The 17,556-nt window shown below is 61.6% G+C and carries 16 protein-coding genes; 9 read left to right on the top strand and 7 right to left on the bottom strand.

Translation table 11 applies throughout. The features are described from left to right. Window positions 1-143 precede the first annotated feature (143 nt). Window positions 144-1,502 (bottom strand): replication-associated recombination protein A, encoded by a 1,359-nt coding sequence (locus EAO39_RS05390; protein ID WP_120966504.1) that lies wholly within the window; start codon window positions 1,500-1,502, stop codon window positions 144-146. A gap of 383 nt (window positions 1,503-1,885) precedes the next feature. On the opposite strand from EAO39_RS05390, the gene brnQ reads away from it, so the two are divergent. After that, window positions 1,886-3,211, top strand: coding sequence for a branched-chain amino acid transport system II carrier protein (brnQ, locus tag EAO39_RS05385; RefSeq protein WP_120966503.1), 1,326 nt, complete (start codon window positions 1,886-1,888; stop codon window positions 3,209-3,211). 132 nt (window positions 3,212-3,343) lie between these two features. Here the strand turns inward: brnQ and lolA are convergent, their stop codons facing one another. Continuing rightward, window positions 3,344-3,979: an outer membrane lipoprotein chaperone LolA gene (gene lolA / locus EAO39_RS05380; RefSeq protein ID WP_120966502.1), complete on the bottom strand. Its 636-nt coding sequence runs from the start codon at window positions 3,977-3,979 to the stop codon at window positions 3,344-3,346. 37 nt (window positions 3,980-4,016) lie between these two features. After that, entirely contained in the window at window positions 4,017-6,377 is a 2,361-nt protein-coding gene (locus tag EAO39_RS05375; protein ID WP_120966501.1) for a DNA translocase FtsK, read from the bottom strand. Window positions 6,378-6,634: 257 nt separating this feature from the next. Between EAO39_RS05375 and trxB the strand changes: the two genes are divergently transcribed. The 3 genes from trxB (at window position 6,635) to rpmG (ending at window position 8,267) form a co-directional block, all read left to right on the top strand. After that, on the top strand, window positions 6,635-7,588 hold the full coding sequence (gene trxB, locus EAO39_RS05370; protein WP_120970712.1) for a thioredoxin-disulfide reductase: 954 nt from the start codon (window positions 6,635-6,637) through the stop codon (window positions 7,586-7,588). 254 nt (window positions 7,589-7,842) lie between these two features. Continuing rightward, complete coding sequence (gene rpmB / locus EAO39_RS05365) at window positions 7,843-8,076, top strand: 50S ribosomal protein L28 (protein ID WP_066539714.1); 234 nt, start codon at window positions 7,843-7,845, stop codon at window positions 8,074-8,076. A 20-nt stretch (window positions 8,077-8,096) separates the two neighbouring features. Next, window positions 8,097-8,267 carry a 50S ribosomal protein L33 gene (rpmG, locus tag EAO39_RS05360; protein ID WP_120966500.1) on the top strand — a complete coding sequence of 57 codons (171 nt, stop codon included), beginning with the start codon at window positions 8,097-8,099 and terminating at the stop codon, window positions 8,265-8,267. A gap of 74 nt (window positions 8,268-8,341) precedes the next feature. Here the strand turns inward: rpmG and EAO39_RS05355 are convergent, their stop codons facing one another. Further along, a complete protein-coding gene (locus EAO39_RS05355) occupies window positions 8,342-9,850 on the bottom strand; it encodes a PLP-dependent aminotransferase family protein (protein ID WP_120966499.1) in 1,509 nt (502 codons plus the stop codon). A 27-nt stretch (window positions 9,851-9,877) separates the two neighbouring features. On the opposite strand from EAO39_RS05355, the gene EAO39_RS05350 reads away from it, so the two are divergent. Further along, window positions 9,878-10,426 carry a hypothetical protein gene (locus EAO39_RS05350; protein WP_162989482.1) on the top strand — a complete coding sequence of 183 codons (549 nt, stop codon included), beginning with the start codon at window positions 9,878-9,880 and terminating at the stop codon, window positions 10,424-10,426. On the opposite strand, the gene EAO39_RS05345 is transcribed toward EAO39_RS05350, so the two are convergent. Together EAO39_RS05345 and EAO39_RS05340 are read right to left on the bottom strand one after the other, a co-directional pair. Beyond that, window positions 10,401-11,612 (bottom strand): fatty acid desaturase, encoded by a 1,212-nt coding sequence (locus tag EAO39_RS05345; RefSeq protein ID WP_120966497.1) that lies wholly within the window; start codon window positions 11,610-11,612, stop codon window positions 10,401-10,403. The two genes, EAO39_RS05350 and EAO39_RS05345, sit on opposite strands and share 26 nt — an antisense overlap. A 123-nt stretch (window positions 11,613-11,735) precedes the next feature. Continuing rightward, complete coding sequence (locus EAO39_RS05340; RefSeq protein WP_120966496.1) at window positions 11,736-13,067, bottom strand: RsmB/NOP family class I SAM-dependent RNA methyltransferase; 1,332 nt, start codon at window positions 13,065-13,067, stop codon at window positions 11,736-11,738. A 143-nt stretch (window positions 13,068-13,210) separates the two neighbouring features. On the opposite strand from EAO39_RS05340, the gene EAO39_RS05335 reads away from it, so the two are divergent. Continuing rightward, window positions 13,211-13,468 (top strand): DUF1653 domain-containing protein, encoded by a 258-nt coding sequence (locus EAO39_RS05335; RefSeq protein WP_120966495.1) that lies wholly within the window; start codon window positions 13,211-13,213, stop codon window positions 13,466-13,468. Between the two features lie 40 nt (window positions 13,469-13,508). Here EAO39_RS05335 and purN read toward each other — a convergent pair whose 3' ends face one another. Continuing rightward, window positions 13,509-14,087, bottom strand: a complete 579-nt coding sequence (gene purN / locus EAO39_RS05330) for a phosphoribosylglycinamide formyltransferase (RefSeq protein ID WP_120966494.1) — start codon at window positions 14,085-14,087, stop codon at window positions 13,509-13,511. 88 nt (window positions 14,088-14,175) lie between these two features. On the opposite strand from purN, the gene EAO39_RS05325 reads away from it, so the two are divergent. The 3 genes from EAO39_RS05325 to EAO39_RS05315 all read left to right on the top strand — a co-directional run bounded on the left by EAO39_RS05325 (window position 14,176) and on the right by EAO39_RS05315 (window position 17,467). Then, a complete protein-coding gene (locus EAO39_RS05325; RefSeq protein WP_120966493.1) occupies window positions 14,176-14,877 on the top strand; it encodes a YceH family protein in 702 nt (233 codons plus the stop codon). 166 nt (window positions 14,878-15,043) lie between these two features. Continuing rightward, window positions 15,044-16,225: an acyl-CoA dehydrogenase family protein gene (locus EAO39_RS05320; protein ID WP_120966492.1), complete on the top strand. Its 1,182-nt coding sequence runs from the start codon at window positions 15,044-15,046 to the stop codon at window positions 16,223-16,225. Window positions 16,226-16,351: 126 nt separating this feature from the next. After that, entirely contained in the window at window positions 16,352-17,467 is a 1,116-nt protein-coding gene (locus tag EAO39_RS05315; protein WP_120970710.1) for an acyl-CoA dehydrogenase family protein, read from the top strand. The last annotated feature ends 89 nt before the right edge of the window (window positions 17,468-17,556 follow it).

The following is a 17,556-nucleotide window of genomic DNA, read 5'->3' as shown; positions in this document are numbered from 1 at the left end:
TTCCACAAATCCAATGAATACAGCGACTTAGTTGCGCACTGCAGCATCAAGCCATGGAAAACACTAGGAGCAGATCAAAAATTGCAGCATGCCAGCAGTGACCGTGTTGCGACAGCCGTCAAAGTTTCGCTTTACAAGGCGGCTTATGTCTCATCCGTGCGAGGCGAGCCGGCCGCCCCTGCCTCGCGTGCGGCCTCGTTGCGGGTGCGCAGCTCGGCCAGCTTCTGGCCAATCTTGATCTCCAACCCGCGCGGCACGGGTTCGTAAAAACCGGGCTCCTCCATCCCGTCGGGTAAATAGCTCTCGCCCGCCGCAAAACCGCCCTCCTCGCTATGGGCGTAGCGGTAGTCACGGCCGTAATCCAGCTCTTTCATCAGCTTGGTCGGTGCATTTCGCAAATGCAGGGGCACGGGGCGGGTGGCATCGGTCTTCACAAACGCCTTGGCCTTGTTGTAGGCCATGTAGCCGGCATTGCTCTTGGCCGCCACGGCCAGATAGATCACGGCCTGTGCCAACGCCAGCTCGCCCTCGGGGCTGCCCAGGCGCTCATAGGTGGCGGCCGCGTCGTTGCACAGCTGCATGGCCCGCGGATCGGCCAGGCCTATGTCCTCCCAGGCCATGCGCACAATGCGCCGGGCCAGATAGCGCGGATCGGCTCCGCCGTCGAGCATGCGGCAAAACCAGTACAGGGCCGCATCGGGGTCCGAGCCGCGCACGGATTTGTGCAAGGCGCTGATGGTGTCGTAGAACTGTTCGCCCCCCTTGTCGTAGCGGCGCATGCGCTCGCCCAGCACCTTGAGCAACCAGGCATCGGTGATCTGCCCCAGCTTGGCCTGCTCGGCGGTGATGGCCAGCGTCTCCAGCGTGTTCAGCAAGCGACGCGCATCGCCATCGGCATAGGCAATCAGGCGGTCAAGCGCTTCATCTTCTATAGCTGGAACCGCTTGTATGCCCTGGGCTTTAGCCACTATTTGCTTCAAGTCATCCGCCGTCAGGCTTTGCAGCACATACACCGCAGCGCGCGAGAGCAGGGCCGAATTGACTTCGAACGAGGGGTTTTCCGTGGTCGCGCCGATAAAGGTGAACAGGCCGCTTTCCACATGAGGCAAGAAAGCGTCCTGCTGGCTTTTGTTGAAGCGGTGCACCTCGTCCACAAACACGATGGTGCGCTGCTGCATCAAACCGTCGCGGGCAGACTGGGCCTGCTCCACGGCTTCACGAATGTCCTTGACCCCGCCCAGCACGGCGCTCATGGAGATGAACTGCGCATCAAAGGCATCGGCCATCAGCCGGGCAATCGTGGTTTTGCCCACGCCCGGCGGCCCCCAGAGAATGCAGCTATGCGGACGCCCCGACTCGAAAGCCAGGCGCAGCGGCATGCCTTCGCCCAGCACATGCTGCTGGCCTATCACCTCGCCCAGCGTGCGCGGACGCAGGCGCTCGGCCAGGGGCTGATGGGAAGCCGCAGAGACGGCAGGGGGGAAGCTCTTTTGCGTGACCATACTCCCTCGAGTATCCACGCCTGGGCCAACCCTGGCAGCTTGCGGCCTCTTTTCAACGGTGGATGCCATCCGAATTTTCCACAATTCAATAACAGATTCCTATATCGTGGAAAATAGGGTTTTCAGCGGATCAATACTCTCCATTTACGAGGTCACCCCTCACTGATATGGAAAGTAGCTCCCTATCTGCCTGCCACAAGCCAGGCTGGAGCTACGCCCCGGTTTTTTGCCGCCCGATTTCATCCGGCCGGCAATGCCTGTGACTGATGCAGCCACCCGCGCCTCAGCCAGAACTCAATCGAAAGCATCCGCTACTTTCCTTGATTCCCCCCAATTCTCCCGGGCCTGTCGCTGCAAGGCGGCACACGGGAGCCGTGCTTCGTATGACAAAACTCAAGACACAGGACTTGATTGCCCTGGGCTTCATGACCTTTGCCCTTTTCCTGGGCGCAGGCAACATCATCTTTCCCCCTAGCGTCGGCCTGGCCGCCGGAGAAAATCTCTGGGGCGCAGCCGCAGGCTTTTTGCTCACCGGCGTGGGCCTGCCCCTGATCACCGTGGTGGCCATGGCCCGCGTAGGCGGCGGCATCAAAACCATCACCTCACCGATTGGCGTGGTGGCGGGCACGATTTTGGGCATTGCCGTCTACCTGACGATAGGCCCGTTCTTCGCCACGCCGCGCACGGCCACCGTGTCGTTCGAGCTGGGAGTGGCCCCGTTCATCGGCAATTCGTCCACCGCACTGATGCTGTATTCGGTGCTGTACTTCGGCCTGACCATGGTGCTGTCGCTCTACCCCGGCAAACTGATGGACAACATCGGCAAGATCATCACACCGGTGCTGATCCTGGCGCTGGTCGTACTCGGCGGTGCCGCCTTCATGCTGCCTGCCGGTACCTTCTCCACGGCTGCGCCTGACTATCTGCCGCAGAACATGGCTTTCGGCCAGGGCTTTCTGCAGGGCTACCAGACCATGGATGCGCTGGCGGCATTGGTGTTCGGCATCGTCATCATCAACGCCATCAAGGACAGCGGCATCAGCGACACCCGTCTGCACACGCGCTACGCCATCATTGCCGGCGTCATGGCCGCCACGGGCCTGGGCCTGGTCTATGTCTCGCTGATCTATCTGGGCGCCACCAGCAGCCCGCTGGTCGGCAATGCCTCGAGCGGCGTGCAGATTCTCACGGCCTATGTGCAACACACGTTTGGCGTCTGGGGCATGGCACTGCTGGCCATCGTCATCTTGCTGGCCTGCCTGACCACCGGCGTGGGCCTGATCAGCGCCTGCGCCACCTATTTCAGCCAGCTCACCGGCAAGTCCTATCGCAGCATGGTGATCGCCATCGGCCTGTTCAGCCTGGTGGTCTCCAATCAAGGGCTGGAGCAGCTGATTGCCGTGGCCGTGCCCGTGCTGGTGGCCATCTACCCGGTGGCCATCGCCCTGGTGGCGCTCAGCCTCCTGCATTCGCTGTGGAAGCATCCCGGCCGCGTCTATGCGCCCGTGATGACGATGGCGCTGGCGCTGGGCATCAGCGACTCAGCCAAGTCCTTGCTAGGTGCCGATGCCATGCCTTCATGGCTGGCCGATCTGCCCGGTGCCGCCATGGGCCTGGGCTGGACGACTCCGGTGCTGGCCGTGCTCGTCGTGGCGGCCATTGCCGATCGCATACTGCCGCCAGTGGCCCTCAAACCGGCTCAAGCCTGAAGGCATTGACTACCAAAATATGAGCTGCTTGTGCTTATTGATATTGGGCTACAGCCTTATTTCATAAGGTATCGATACAAAAAAGCCTGTGAGCATGAAGTTCACAGGCTTTTTTTGATGAGGCGGCCAGTTTTACTGTTTGAGTACGTCCGCGCCCTTGGGCACGCTGAACTGGAAGGTCGATGCTGGCAGCGCAGCCAGGGTCTGCAAGCCCTTGAACTGCATCAGCGAGCGCTGACCGAAGCTGTCTTCGATATCCAGCGCCGCCAGCTGGCCTTCGGGTGTAAAGCCCACGCGCACGCTTTTGAGCTGGCCGCCCTTGAGCTTGGGCGAAGCCAGCACCCATTCCAGACCTTCGCTGACGGGCTGGGCACTCAGACCAAAATCGGCCTGCAAGGCCTTGAGATCCGTGGCCGAGGTCAGGATCGCTGCCGGGGTGCTGGCCAGCACCTGGGCCTGAGCCCGCTGGGTGACCTGGTTCAGGTCCGCGTCATACAGCCACAGCGTCTTGCCGTCCGCCACGATGAGCTGCTCGAAAGGCTTGGTGTAGTTGAACTTGAACTTGCCGGGGCGCTGAAATTCGAAAGTGCCGCTGGAGACCTTGGTACGCGCCTCCTGTCCGGCCTTGGGAGGCGAGGTCACGGACTGGGTGAACTCCGCCTTGCCCGCATGGGCGTTCTTCATAAAGGATTCAAGGCTTTTCAAGCCATCAGCCCAGGCACCACTTGCGCTAGCAGCTATCAAAACTGCAGTCAAAAAACGTTTCATCAATCCTCTTCCTTTAGCGTCGTGAGGTCTCGCCCGCTCACTCCACCCGGGCCGCCACCAGCACTTCGCGCTGGCCGCCCGAGGTCAGCGAGCTGACCAAGCCGGCTTTTTCCATCTGCTCCAGCAAATTGGCCGAACGGTTGTAGCCTATGCGCAGCTTGCGCTGGACATAGGAAATGCTGGCTTTGCGGTCTTTCAGCACGATTTCGACGGCCTGGTCGTACATGGGATCTTTTTCCCCGTCGCCGCCGCCTTCACCACCCTCTTCGCCTTCGCCATCGGCCGAGCCGCCTTCCAGCACGCCGTCGATGTAATCGGCTTCGCCCTGCTCCTTGAGATAGCTGACCACGCGGTGCACTTCCTCGTCGGACACAAAAGCGCCATGCACGCGAATCGGCAGGCCGGTGCCGCTGGCCATATAGAGCATGTCGCCCATGCCCAGCAGGGACTCGGCCCCCATCTGATCAAGCACGGTACGGCTGTCGATCTTGCTGGAAACCTGGAAGGCAATCCGGGTCGGAATATTGGCCTTGATCAGGCCGGTGATCACGTCCACGCTGGGGCGCTGGGTGGCCAGGATCAGGTGAATGCCGGCCGCACGGGCCTTTTGCGCCAGACGGGCAATCAGCTCTTCGATCTTCTTGCCCACCACCATCATCAGGTCGGCCAGCTCATCGATCACGATCACGATATGCGGCAAGCGCTGCAGCGGCTCGGGTTCTTCGGGCGTCAGGCTGAAGGGGTTGGAAATCGATTCCTCGCGCGCCTTGGCCTCGTCGATCTTGGTGTTGTAGCCGGCCAGATTGCGCACGCCCAGCTTGCTCATCAGCTTGTAGCGGCGCTCCATCTCGGCCACGCACCAGTTCAGGCCGTTGGCGGCCTGCTTCATATCGGTGACCACGGGGCACAGCAAATGGGGAATGCCTTCGTAGACCGACATTTCCAGCATCTTGGGGTCGATCATCAGCAAGCGCACATCGCGGGCCTCTGCCTTGTAGAGCAGAGACAGAATCATGGCGTTGATACCCACAGATTTGCCCGAGCCGGTGGTACCCGCCACCAGGCAGTGCGGCATCTTGCCAAGATCGGCCACCACGGGGTTGCCCACGATGTCCTTGCCCAGACCCATGGTCAGCATGCTCTTGGCATCGTGATAGACCTGCGAGCCCAGCACCTCGGACAGCCGGATCGACTGGCGCTTGGCATTGGGCAGCTCCAGAGCCATGAAATTCTTGCCGGGAATGGTCTCGATCACGCGAATCGACACCAAGGACAGCGAGCGGGCCAGATCCTTGGCCAGATTGACAATCTGCGAACCCTTGACGCCCGTGGCGGGCTCGATCTCGTAGCGCGTGATCACGGGGCCTGGCATGGCGGCAACCACGCGCACATCCACGCCAAAGTCCTTCAGACGCTTTTCGATCAAGCGACTGGTCATCTCCAGAGTTTCGGGAGACACCGATTCCTGGCGCTGCGGCGCCGCATCAAGCAGCTCCACCTGGGGCAGCTTGCTGTCGGGGTGATCGGTGAACAAGGGCTTTTGGCGCTCCTTGACCACACGGGCGCTGGGCTGGGTGGCCTCGTTCAGCACGGGCTCGATGATCTGAACCGGGGCAGGCGGGCTGATCTCGGCGCTTTCGCTGCGCTCCTGAATGATTTCTTCACGCTCGCGCGCGGACTTGCGGCCCACGGCGGCATCCTTGGCGATTTCGCGGCGCTCGCGGCCGAACTGCACCATGCCGTCCAGGCGCGCGCCCAGGCTCTCGGCCAGATTACCCCAGGAAAAGCCGAACACCATGGCCAGCCCCAGCACGAAGAGGCAGATGCCGATCAGGCCCGAGCCTGTGGAGCCCAGCCATTGCAGGCTGTGAAAACCCACCATATAGCCAAACACGCCACCGGCCGGTCCCGGCAGATGGCTTTCAAAACGGTAAAGCCGCGTCCACTCCAGCGCGCAGCTGGCAGACATCAGCACGGCCAGGCCACCCCAGAACAGAAAACGGCGGCGCCAGATCGGCACCAGCGGCAGCGGTGCGCCATCCTTGCCCACGCCACCGCGCATCCAGCGCAGCAACGAGGTCATCCAGGCCTGCACGCCGGCCAGTACCAGCCACCAGACGGACAGGCCAAAACCGAAATAGCAGGCATCGGCCAGCCAGGCACCTACGCGCCCCATCCAGTTGCGCACAAAGGCCATCTGCCCGCCGCCGGAGGTGGACCAAGCAGGGTCCAGCGGCGAATAGGTCAACATGGACACCAGCCAGAAGACCAGGGCCAGCAGACCTATGAGCAGCAACACTTCCTGGCTGAAACGGATCACACCATAGCGCGGAGCAGCCGAGCGGGATTTGTTCTTGCTAGAAGAAGACGCGTTCAAAGCGTTCAATGAATAAGTCATACGCAGGCAGGAGCTTACCTTAGCACCCAGGCAGGCGATGCAATTGTTCGGGACGAACCCTTGAGCGTAATGCAAGCACTTGCAACATTAGGGGCTCGGGCTGAAGACAAGCAAGTCATAACCATGATTTTTTACAATTTCGGTGATTAATACCGCGTAAACCGCAGGCCTTGATCCCGAGCGATACTCCCACATCTTCCAGATTCTTTGACTGCGCGCCGGTTGTCGGCATGCGTTTTTTCTCAAAGCCAGGTTTCATGTCCTCTACACAACACGCACAAGTTCTCATTCTCGGCTCCGGCCCTGCTGGCTACACCGCCGCCGTGTATGCCGCCCGCGCCAACCTCAAACCTCTTTTGATCACCGGCATGGCCCAGGGCGGCCAGCTGATGACCACCACCGAAGTGGACAACTGGCCTTCCGACGTGAACGGCGTGCAAGGCCCCGAGCTGATGCAGCGTTTTCAGGAGCATGCCGAGCGCTTCAACACCCAGATCATCTTTGATCACATCAGCAAGGTGGACTTCAGCCAGCGCCCCTTCACTTTGACCGGCGACAACGGCACGTATACCTGCGACTCGCTGATCATTGCCACCGGCGCCTCCGCCAAGTACCTGGGCCTGCCCTCCGAAGAAGCTTTCATGGGCCGCGGCGTCTCCGCCTGCGCCACCTGCGACGGTTTCTTCTACCGCGAGCAGCCCGTGTGCGTGATCGGTGGCGGCAACACCGCCGTGGAAGAAGCGCTGTACCTGTCCAACATCGCCAGCAAGGTCACCCTGGTGCACCGCCGCGACAAGTTCAAGGCCGAGCCCATCCTGGTGGACAAGCTGATGGCCAAGGTCAAGGAAGGCAAGATCGAGCTCAAGACCCACTTCACCCTGGATGAAGTGCTGGGCGACCAGAGCGGCGTGACCGGCATCCGCATCAAGAGCACCCAGGACGGCCATACCGAAGACCTGAAGCTGCAAGGCGCTTTCATCGCCATCGGCCACCACCCCAATACCGACATCTTCCAGGGCCAGCTGGAGCTGGAAAATGGCTACATCGTCACCCAGGGCGGCCTGAAGGGTTTCGCCACCCAGACCAGCGTGCCCGGCGTGTTTGCCGCCGGCGACTGCCAGGACCACGTGTATCGCCAGGCCATTACCAGCGCCGGCACGGGCTGCATGGCGGCCCTGGACGCCCAGCGTTTCCTGGAACAGCAAGGCTGATCCAAGCCCCAAACCCATAAAAGCCCTTGAGTGCCGCCAGATATGGCCGGCCTCCGGGGCTTTTTGGCAAAAACGCTATAATCCAGGGCTTTGCTGAATTCAAGGCACTGCCAGGTGTTTGCACTTTGCAGGTTCGGGCTTTTTGCAATGGGGTTACCGCCACCCTTTTAAAACTGGCGAGGTGAGGTTGCAGGCACATTTTGCTTTTGCAAAATTTCAGAGCCGACAGCCGATTCAACTTTCGGAGTGTCCAAATGGCACGCGTATGTGAAGTTACGGGCAAAAAGCCCATGGTGGGCAACAATGTTTCCCACGCCAACAACAAGACCAAGCGTCGTTTTCTCCCTAACCTGCAATACCGTCGTTTCTGGGTGGAAACCGAGAACCGTTGGGTGCGTCTGCGCGTTTCCAGCGCTGCTCTGCGCCTGATCGACAAGAACGGTATCGACTCCGTGCTCGCAGACATGCGCGCTCGTGGCCAAGCTTAATTTCCTAAAGGAGAAACACCATGGCTTCTAAAGGCGGACGCGAAAAGATCAAGCTGGCTTCTACTGCTGGCACCGGTCACTTCTACACCACAACCAAGAACAAGAAGACGATGCCTGAAAAGATGTCGATCATGAAGTTCGACCCCAAGGCTCGCAAGCACGTCGAGTACAAGGAAACCAAGCTGAAGTAATTCAGCCCGGTCATCCTGAAAAAACCGCCTCACGCAAGTGCAGGCGGTTTTTTTATTGCCGCTTGATATCTGCCTCATTCCCGCACCGGCTGGCCCAGCTGGCGGCAAGCCATGGCCCCCAGTTGCTGGATTGCCTTTTCCATCGCCGCATTGACCGGATGGGTACAGGCCAGCCGCATGCAGTGCTCGTAGCGGCCCGAGTTGGAGAACATGCTGCCCGGCGCAATGCGTATGCCATGGGCTAGCGCCTCGGTAAACAGACTGGCGGTAGACATGGTTTCAGGAAACTCCAGCCACAGGCACAGCCCGCCGCCGGGCAGGCTGAGCCGCGTACCCAGCGGAAAATAGCGCGCCACCAGGCGTGCCATGGCTTCGCGCTGGCTTTTGAGCTGCGCCTTGAGCCGCTGCAAATTGCGCAAATGCGTGGGCGAACCCAGCACCTCGGCCACCACCAGCTGCCCCAGTGTCTGGGTGTTGCGGCTCTGGGCAAATTTGAGCATTTGCACCCGACCATGCCACTGCCCGCCATTCATCCAGCCCTGACGCAAGCCCGGCGCCATGCTTTTGTTGAAGGCTTGGCAATAGATCACATGGCCGGAGACGCTGTCCCAGGCCTTGAGCGGTCGCACCGGCTGCTTGTCCTCCACAAACAGGCCGTAGGAATCATCCTCAATCAGGGCCGCGCCATACTGGGCACACAGCGCCACCAGCCTGGCCTTGTGCTCGTCCGGCATGCGGGTGCCCAGCGGCATCTGCAGCTCAGGCACCACGACCACGGCCTTGAGGCGCGGCTGGGTCTGAAAAGCCAACTCCAGCGCCTCGATAGACAAGCCTGTGCGCGGGCTGCAGGGAATCTCCAGCGTCTGCAGCTTCAGCGACTCCACCACCTGCAGCAAGCCGTAGTAGGTGGGCGACTCCACGGCCACCATATCGCCTGGCACGGCCACGGCAGCCAGCGCCAGCGACACCGCTTCTGAATTGCCCGTGGTGGCCAGCACATCGGCAGGCGCCACCCGTATGCCGCAAGCCAGCGCTCGCCGCGCCATGGCCTGCTGAAAATCCGGGTGATTGCCCTGATTGGCCAGCAGCGAACGCCCCTGGGCCAGCAACATGGGTTGCTCGCGCAGCAAGCGGGTGACGGTCTTGTTCAGATGCTGATGGTCAAACAGCTCGGCCGGCGGCGTGCAGCCGCCTATGTCTATATGCGCCGGCGCCTGGCGACCGCGCTCCAGCAGCAGCGAAATATGCTCGTTGATCCCCACGAAATGCGCATGCGGATTGGGCTGAACCGGCTGACTCAGATCGGGCTCGCTGGTCAGCGCCAGGCCGGTTTGCAGCTCGCGCACAAAATAGCCCACGCGAGGCCTGGCCTCCAGATGGCCCTGGCCCTCCAGAAATCTCAGCATTTGCAGCGCGGTGGAAAGACTGACCTGATGACGGGCCATCAGTTCCCGCACCGAAGGCATGCGCTCGCCCGCCTTGAGCGTACCCAGCTCCATGGCGGCGAAATAGTCGCCTGCCAGCCGCTGGTACAGAGGCAGAGCGGCTTCATCGGTGCGGGCAAGGGCAACAGGATTGAGCATGGCAAACAGCAGTATCGATCAGAGGCAATGGTCGCCATGATGCCAGCGCCATCTGTTTCGCAACAGATACAGATAGATCAGATACAGACCAGAACAGTCACCCTACAAACTGCACTGATGCGCTCACACCGGGCGCTTGCTGTGCCTGTTGTGCAGCGCCGCATTTTTTTACGCTTGAGGCCTGAATCCATGCACTCAAGGCCTGCCATGCACACCCCATCAAGCACCCCGCTCCAACTGAGCGCAGCACAAACTGCCAGCCTTCATCTATCCGAAGGCAGCGAAGTGTTCTGCCGCCAGGGGCCGCTACGGCTTTCGGTCGCACCCCTGGCCTTTGCCGACAACTGTTTCGAGCAAATCATGCTGCTGCAAACCGGGCAGAGCTGGCGCGCCCCGGCGGCCACCTGGGTGCAGCTGATGGCGGCGGCTGAAACCGCCGGGCTTGAGATCCATGAGCGCGCAGCAGTGCAATCCATGCAACAAAGCCGCCCGGGGCGGCTCTGGAATGGTGGCGTTGCCGCCTGGCTGGCGCGACTTCAGGCTCGCTTCGTCAAGCGTGAGCAGCGCGCAGCTTGACCGAGAAATCCTTGAGCGCGGCAATACCGCTGGCCTCGGCCCGCTGGCACCAGGCCTGCAACTGGCTGGTCAGCTGTTCGCGCGTAAGCGTGGTGTTGAGCCACAGCTGGCGCAGCTCTTCGCGCATGACCAGCATCTGATCGATCACCGGATGGGCGGCACGGGCCTGGGCCAACTGGCCCATGGCATTGGCCGGCACTTTTTCAGCATCGCGGTGCAACCAGCGCTGCGCACTCTTCAGTGCAGACATGTCGGCCTTGCGCTGCTTGAGTCCATCGAGCTCCTGCTGCACCGCAAAGCGCACGCCGCGCGCATAGCGGGCCATGACCTCGTAACGGTTGGCAATGATGGCCTCCAGCGTCATTTCATCGGCCACCGGTTTGACGGCACCGGTGCGCAGACGCGGCGGAGTCTTCTTGACCTTGGCCCAGCCTATGGCTTGCATAGCGCTGATATAGAGCCAGCCAATATCAAACTCATAGCGCTTGACCGAGAATTTGGCCGAGGTCGGGAAGGTATGGTGGTTGTTGTGCAGCTCTTCGCCACCAATGATGATGCCCCAGGGCACGAGATTGGTGGAGGCATCGACGGCCTCGTAATTGCGATAGCCCCAGAAATGGCCTACGCCGTTGACCACGCCGGCCGCCCAGAAGGGAATCCAGACCATTTGCACGGCCCAGATGCTCAGGCCAATGGCGCCGAACAGCAGCACATTGATGATGAGCATGAGAGAGGGTCCCAGCACCGAGTGACGGTAGACATGGCGCTCCATCCAGTCATCGGGCGTACCGTGGCCGAATTTCTTGAGTGTTTCCGCGTTCTGCGCTTCCGAGCGATACAGCTCCGCACCTTCGCGCATCACCTTGCCCAGCCCACGCGTCTGCGGGCTGTGCGGGTCGTCCTCGGTCTCGCACTTGGCATGGTGTTTGCGGTGAATCGCCACCCATTCCTTGGTGACCATGCCCGTGCCCAGCCACAGCCAGAAGCGGAAAAAATGCGAAGGGATAGGCCCCAGATCCAGCGAACGATGGGCCTGGCAGCGGTGCAGGAAAATGGTCACCGCCGCAATGGTGATGTGGGTGGTGGCCAGGGTATAGAGCAAGAGCTGCCACCATGACAGCTGCCACAGCCCATGGGCCAGCCAATCCACTACCGCATTCCAAACCCAGCCGAGATCCAGCGACATACGCAACAAAGCCTTTGGCAAAAAAACCGTGCTTCATCGAGTAAAGCACGGTCGTTCAATTTTAGGCGGTCTGCCGCCCCCCCCAAAGCTTTGCCCGACAGTGAAAGCGGACTTGCCTGGAAGTTAGGCCTTCTTCACCCAGACAGCGGCGAAAAAGCCGTCGGTCTCGTGACTGTGAGGCCACAGACGCAGATACTGCCTGCCGTCGTCACCGCCGCTGCACAGCGAATCGCCGTTCTCGATCTTGAGCTGCTCCAGCAGCTCGCCTGCGCTCAGGGGCACAAAGTCGGGATGCGCGGCCGCAAAGGCTTCGGCAATGGCTTCGTTTTCCTGCGGCAGGATGGAGCAGGTGGCATAGACCAAACGACCGCCGGCCTTGACCAGGCGCGCAGCGCTGGCCAGGATGGCGGCCTGCTTTTGCGTCAGCTCTTCCACGGCCTTGGGGCTTTGACGCCACTTGAGGTCGGGGTTGCGGCGCAGCGTGCCCAGGCCCGAACAAGGCGCATCGACCAGCACGCGGTCGATCTTGCCGGCCAGGCGCTTGACGCGCTCATCGCGCTCGTGGGCAATGGCGGCGGGGTGCACATTCGACAGGCCCGAGCGCGCCAGACGGGGCTTCAAGGCGTCGAGGCGGTGGCCCGAGACATCAAAGGCGTACAGACGGCCGGTGTTGCGCATGGAAGCGCCGATGGCCAGGGTCTTGCCGCCGGCACCGGCGCAAAAGTCCACCACCATCTCGCCGCGCTTGGCGTCCAGCATCAGGGCCAGCAATTGCGAGCCTTCATCCTGCACCTCGATGGCGCCACGGTTGAAGGCATCGACCTTGGCCAGCGCAGGCTTGCCGTCAATACGCAGACCGATGGGAGAGTACGGCGTGGGCACGGCCTTGATGCCGGCTTTTTCCAGTTCCTTGCGCACGTCGGAGCGCTTGTCGTTGAGCGCGTTGACGCGCAAATCCAGGGGAGCGGCCTTTTCCATGCTGGCAGCCAGCGCCCAGAATTCCTCGCCCAGCTGAGCCTTCAAAGGCTCGACCAGCCACTCGGGCAGGTTGTGGCGGTGGGATTCCATCAACTCGTCTTGCTTGATGCCGTCGCAGGCAGCCAGCCACTTGAGTTCCTGAGGCGTGAGAGCGGCCTGGATGAAGGTCTCGCTATCCTGTCCGTCCTTGTTCTTGACTTTGCCTTCCTTCTTGGCCTGTTCGCGCAGGACGGCGGCAAAGCCCAGAATGGCCAGACGGCGCTCACGCGCGCCGCTGCCCGAATGCGCCAGCGCTTCGAACAACAGCTTCTTGCGCAGCACGGTGTAAGTGGTTTCGGCCAGGGTGGCGCGTTCGCGCGGACCGAGGTAGCGGTTTTCGCGGAAAAAATAAGACACCACGGAATCGGCCGGGTGTTCAAATGTCAGGGCGCGCTTGACGAGTTCAGAGCAAGCGTCGAGAAGCTGTTTGGGATGCATGGGCGCAATTGTCCCACTGTCGCCCAAGCCCTGGCTTGCACTGGCTTGTTCCGCCGCACACAGCCAACTCACTCAATTCCCGATAAAAACAGGCGCCAGCGCTTATTTCATATACGCTGACAGCTATTGTTTTTGATAAAACCATGTCCGATCATCACCTGCCCCCGCTCATCACCCCCGCACCCGGCCTCTACGAACACTACAAAGGCATGCGCTATCAGGTACTGGACACCGTGCGCCACAGCGAGACGCTGGAGCCCATGACGCTGTACCGCGCCCTGTATGGCGAGCACGGCCTGTGGGTGCGGCCCGCCGCCATGTTCAACGAGACCGTGGTGATTGACGGCGTGGAGCGGCCGCGCTTTCGCCGTCTGCCGGAGGATCAGCAAAAACCGGCTTGAAACAAGGCTATAGCGCTTATGCATCAAGCGCCAGCAGCTATCAATCTTTAATCAGATTGAGTACGGCACGCGGGTAGATGATGTGCTCTTGCACCAGCACGCGGGCCGCCAGCGCCTCGGCCGTGTCGCCGGGCAGCACCGGCACCACTGCCTGATCGAGAATCGGCCCCACATCCAGCTCGGCCGTCACATGGTGCACGGTCACGCCGGCAAACTTGCAACCCGCATCAATGGCGCGCTGGTGGGTGTGCAGGCCGGTGAAGGCCGGCAGCAGCGAGGGGTGGATGTTGACCATGCGCCCCGCATAGTGCGAGACAAAGCCCGGCGTGAGAATGCGCATGAAGCCGGCCAGCACCACCAGATCGGGCGCATGGCGGTCAATCACCTGGGCCAGCTGGGCATCGAAAGCCTCGCGGCTGTCAAACTGCTTGTGATCCAGAACCTCGGTGGCAATGCCGTTATCGCTTGCAAACACCAGCCCCTTGGCGTCGGCCTTGTTGCTGATCACGGCAGCCACACGGGCGTTGTGGCGCTTGGCCCAGTCTTGCTGCTGGGATGCACGCACAATGGCGGCCATGTTCGAGCCGCCGCCCGAGATCAGGATCACGATGTTTTTCATGGGCGGCGATTGTCGCACCGACGGGAATTTCCCCTCCGGGTCAACCCCAGTTCCTGTATGCGGCCCTGTACTTTTTTGAGGAGACAACATGCCTTTCGATCCCCGCGTCACCCCCTTGACCCCTGTGCAAGCCCGCGTTCTGGCCACGCTGATGGAAAAAGCCCGCACCGTGCCCGACAGCTACCCTCTGACGCTCAACGCACTAATCACCGGCTGCAACCAGAAGTCCAGCCGCGACCCGGTGATGGAAATCAGCGACGGCCAGGCCCAGGAAGCGCTGGACGAGCTGCGCCAGAAATCCCTGGCCGTGCAGATCAGCAGCACCCGCTCCACCCGCTGGGAGCACAACTTTCCACGCGGCATTGGCGTGCCCGATCAGTCCGCCGTGCTGCTGGCTCTCTTGATGCTGCGCGGCCCACAGACCGCTGGCGAGCTGCGCATCAACTCCGAGCGCTGGCACCGCTTTGCCGATATTTCCTCGGTCGAAGCCTTTCTGGACGAGCTGCGTGAGCGCAGCGAGGAAAAAGGAGGCCCCCTGGTCGTGCTCCTGCCCCGTGCGCCCGGCGCACGCGAGCCGCGCTGGGCCCATCTGCTGTGCGGCCCGGTGGATGTGAATGCGCTGCAAGCCAGCAGCAGCGCCGGCACCGTCAGCAACGCATCTGCCCTGCAGCAGCGCGTGGACACGCTGGAGGCCGAAGTGACCCAGCTGCGCGCCACCGTGCAGCTGCTGTGCGAATCGCTGGGCGTGGAGCCCCCCACCCCCGCTGCAACGCCAGCATCTACCGAATAAGCTGTATCCACCGCACGGCGCGGCGCAGCCCCCAGAGCCACAAGCGACTCAGGGGGGGCGTCAAGATCAGTGCTTTTACCCATTACGTGCCAACTGTCACGCCCTGGACAGATGAAAAAAGAACGTGCGTGCTACAAACGCATCCAGATTTTCTGGAGACAAACGCATGGATTTGGCATTTACCCCTGAAGAACAGTCTTTCCGCGAAGAAATCCGCACCTGGGTGCGAGCCCATCTGCCCGAGGACATTGCGCACAAGGTACGCAACGATCTGCACCTGACGCGTGATGATCTGCAGCGCTGGGCCAAGATTTTGGGCAAAAAAGGCTGGCTGGGCTATGGCTGGCCCAAGGAGTTCGGCGGCCCCGGCTGGAGCGCCATTCAAAAGCATTTGTTCGAAGAAGAATGCGCCCTGGCCTGCACGCCGCGCATCATCCCCTTCGGCCCCGTGATGGTGGCCCCGGTCATCATGGCCTACGGCACACCCGAGCAGCACCAGCGCTTTCTGCCCGGCATTGCCAGTGGCGAAGTCTGGTGGAGCCAGGGCTATAGCGAACCCGGTTCGGGCTCGGACCTGGCCAGCGTCAAGACCCGTGCCGAGCGCGTGGGCAATCACTACATCGTCAACGGCCAAAAGACCTGGACCACCCTGGGCCAGTATGGCGAATGGATCTTCTGCCTGGTGCGCACCAGCAACGAGGGCAAGCCACAGACCGGCATCAGCTTTTTGCTGATCGACATGAAGTCGCCCGGCGTCACCGTGCGCCCCATCAAGCTGCTCGACGGCGGCCATGAGGTCAACGAAGTCTTCTTCGACAACGTGCAAGTACCTGCCGACCAACTGATCGGCGAGGAAAACAAGGGCTGGACCTACGCCAAGCACCTGCTGAGCCACGAGCGCACCAATATTGCCGACGTGAACCGCGCCAAGCGCGAGCTGGAGCGCCTCAAGCGCATTGCCAAGGCCGAAGGCGTGTGGGAAGACCAGCGTTTCCGCGACCAGATCGCCCTGCTGGAGATCGACGTGATTGCGCTGGAAATGATGGTGCTGCGCGTGCTCTCGGCCATGAAGTCGGGCAAGAACCCGCTGGATATCGCCGGCCTTTTGAAGATCAAGGGCAGCGAAATTCAGCAGCGCTATTCCGAGCTGATGATGCTGGCCGCCGGCCCATATGCCCTGCCCTATGTGCAGGAAGCCATGGAAGCCGGCTACCAGGGCGACTTCCCCGGCGGTGCGGTGAGCAATGCGCCGCTGGCCTCTACCTATTTCAATATGCGCAAGACCACCATCTACGGCGGCTCCAACGAAGTGCAACGCAATATCGTCGCGCAGACGGTGCTCGGCTAAAGCCGAGTCCGGCCTGTATTTGCACGTACGACTCCCCCACGCCCCCTCCAGGAGGGGGCTCTTGCAAGAGCTTCGCTGAATGTGATGGTGCGCAAAGCGCACTCGCTTTGGCAGCAGGAGACAAATATGGATTTCGATTTTTCCGACGATCAACAACAACTGCGCGATGCTGTGGCCCGCTGGGTCGAGAAGGGCTATAGCTTCGAGCGCCGCCAGTCCATTGCCAGCCAGGGCGGCTTTTCGCGCGAGGCCTGGAACGAGCTGGCCGAGCTGGGACTGACCGCCCTGACCGTGCCCGAGGCCTATGACGGCCTGGGCCAGGGCGCGGTGGATGTCATGGTGGTGATGGAAGAGCTGGGCCGCGGCCTGGTGATGGAGCCGCTGGCCCAGGCGTTTGCCGCCTCTGCCGTGCTGACCCAATTCGGCAGCGATGCCGTCAAGCAAGCCTGGTTGCCCCAGATCGCCAGCGGTGAAAAGCTGGTGGTGCTCGCATCGCAGGAGCGCAAAGCGCGCTACCGCCTTGATGTTTGTGAAGCAAAAGCGAATAAATCCGGCGACGAATATTCGCTAAGCGCTACCAAAAACATTGTTCCTGCTGGCGATCAGGCCGATGCCTTCATCGTGCCCGCGCAACTGGACGGCAAGCTGGCGCTGTTCCTGGTGGAGAAAAGCGCCCCCGGCGTCAGCACACGCGGCTACGCCACCCAGGATGAAGGCCGCGCTGCCGATCTGATCTGCCATGCCGTGCCCGCCACGCTGATCACCAGCAACGGCCTGCCCGCCCTCACGCTGGCGCAGGACATAGTCAATGCCGCCCTGTGCGCCGAGGGTGTGGGCGTGATGGAGCAAACTCTCAAGCTGACCACGGAATACATGAACCAGCGCAAGCAGTTCGGCGTGGCCATTGCCAGCTTCCAGGCCCTGCGCCACCGCGTGGCCGATATGAAGATGCAGCTGGAGCTGGCCCGCTCCATGAGCTATTACGCCAGCCTGAAGCTGGGCGCCCCAGCGGAAGAGCGCCATACGGCCGTGGCCCGCGCCAAGGTGCAGCTGGGCCAGTCCATGCGCTTTGTGGGCCAGCAGTCCGTGCAGCTGCACGGCGGCATTGGCGTGACAGACGAATATGTGGGCAGCCACTACTTCAAGCGCCTGACGCAGATGGAGATGACGGGTGGCGACACCTTGCACCATCTGGGCACAGTGTCCGCCCATATGCAGGACAGCGCCGGCGTGTTCGCATAACTTCACCGCTGCGGCATTCAAGCCCGCTTCAAAAACCAACAGCACGCCTCGGCGTGCTGTTTTGTTTCTAGGCTACGCCCCTGGGCCGA

Origin of the sequence: Comamonas sp. lk (genome assembly GCF_900564145.1) — a bacterium.
Classification (GTDB): Bacteria; Pseudomonadota; Gammaproteobacteria; order Burkholderiales; family Burkholderiaceae_C; genus Comamonas.
Note: the sequence above shows the minus strand (reverse complement) of the source record. Positions and strands in the feature narration are given on the sequence as shown.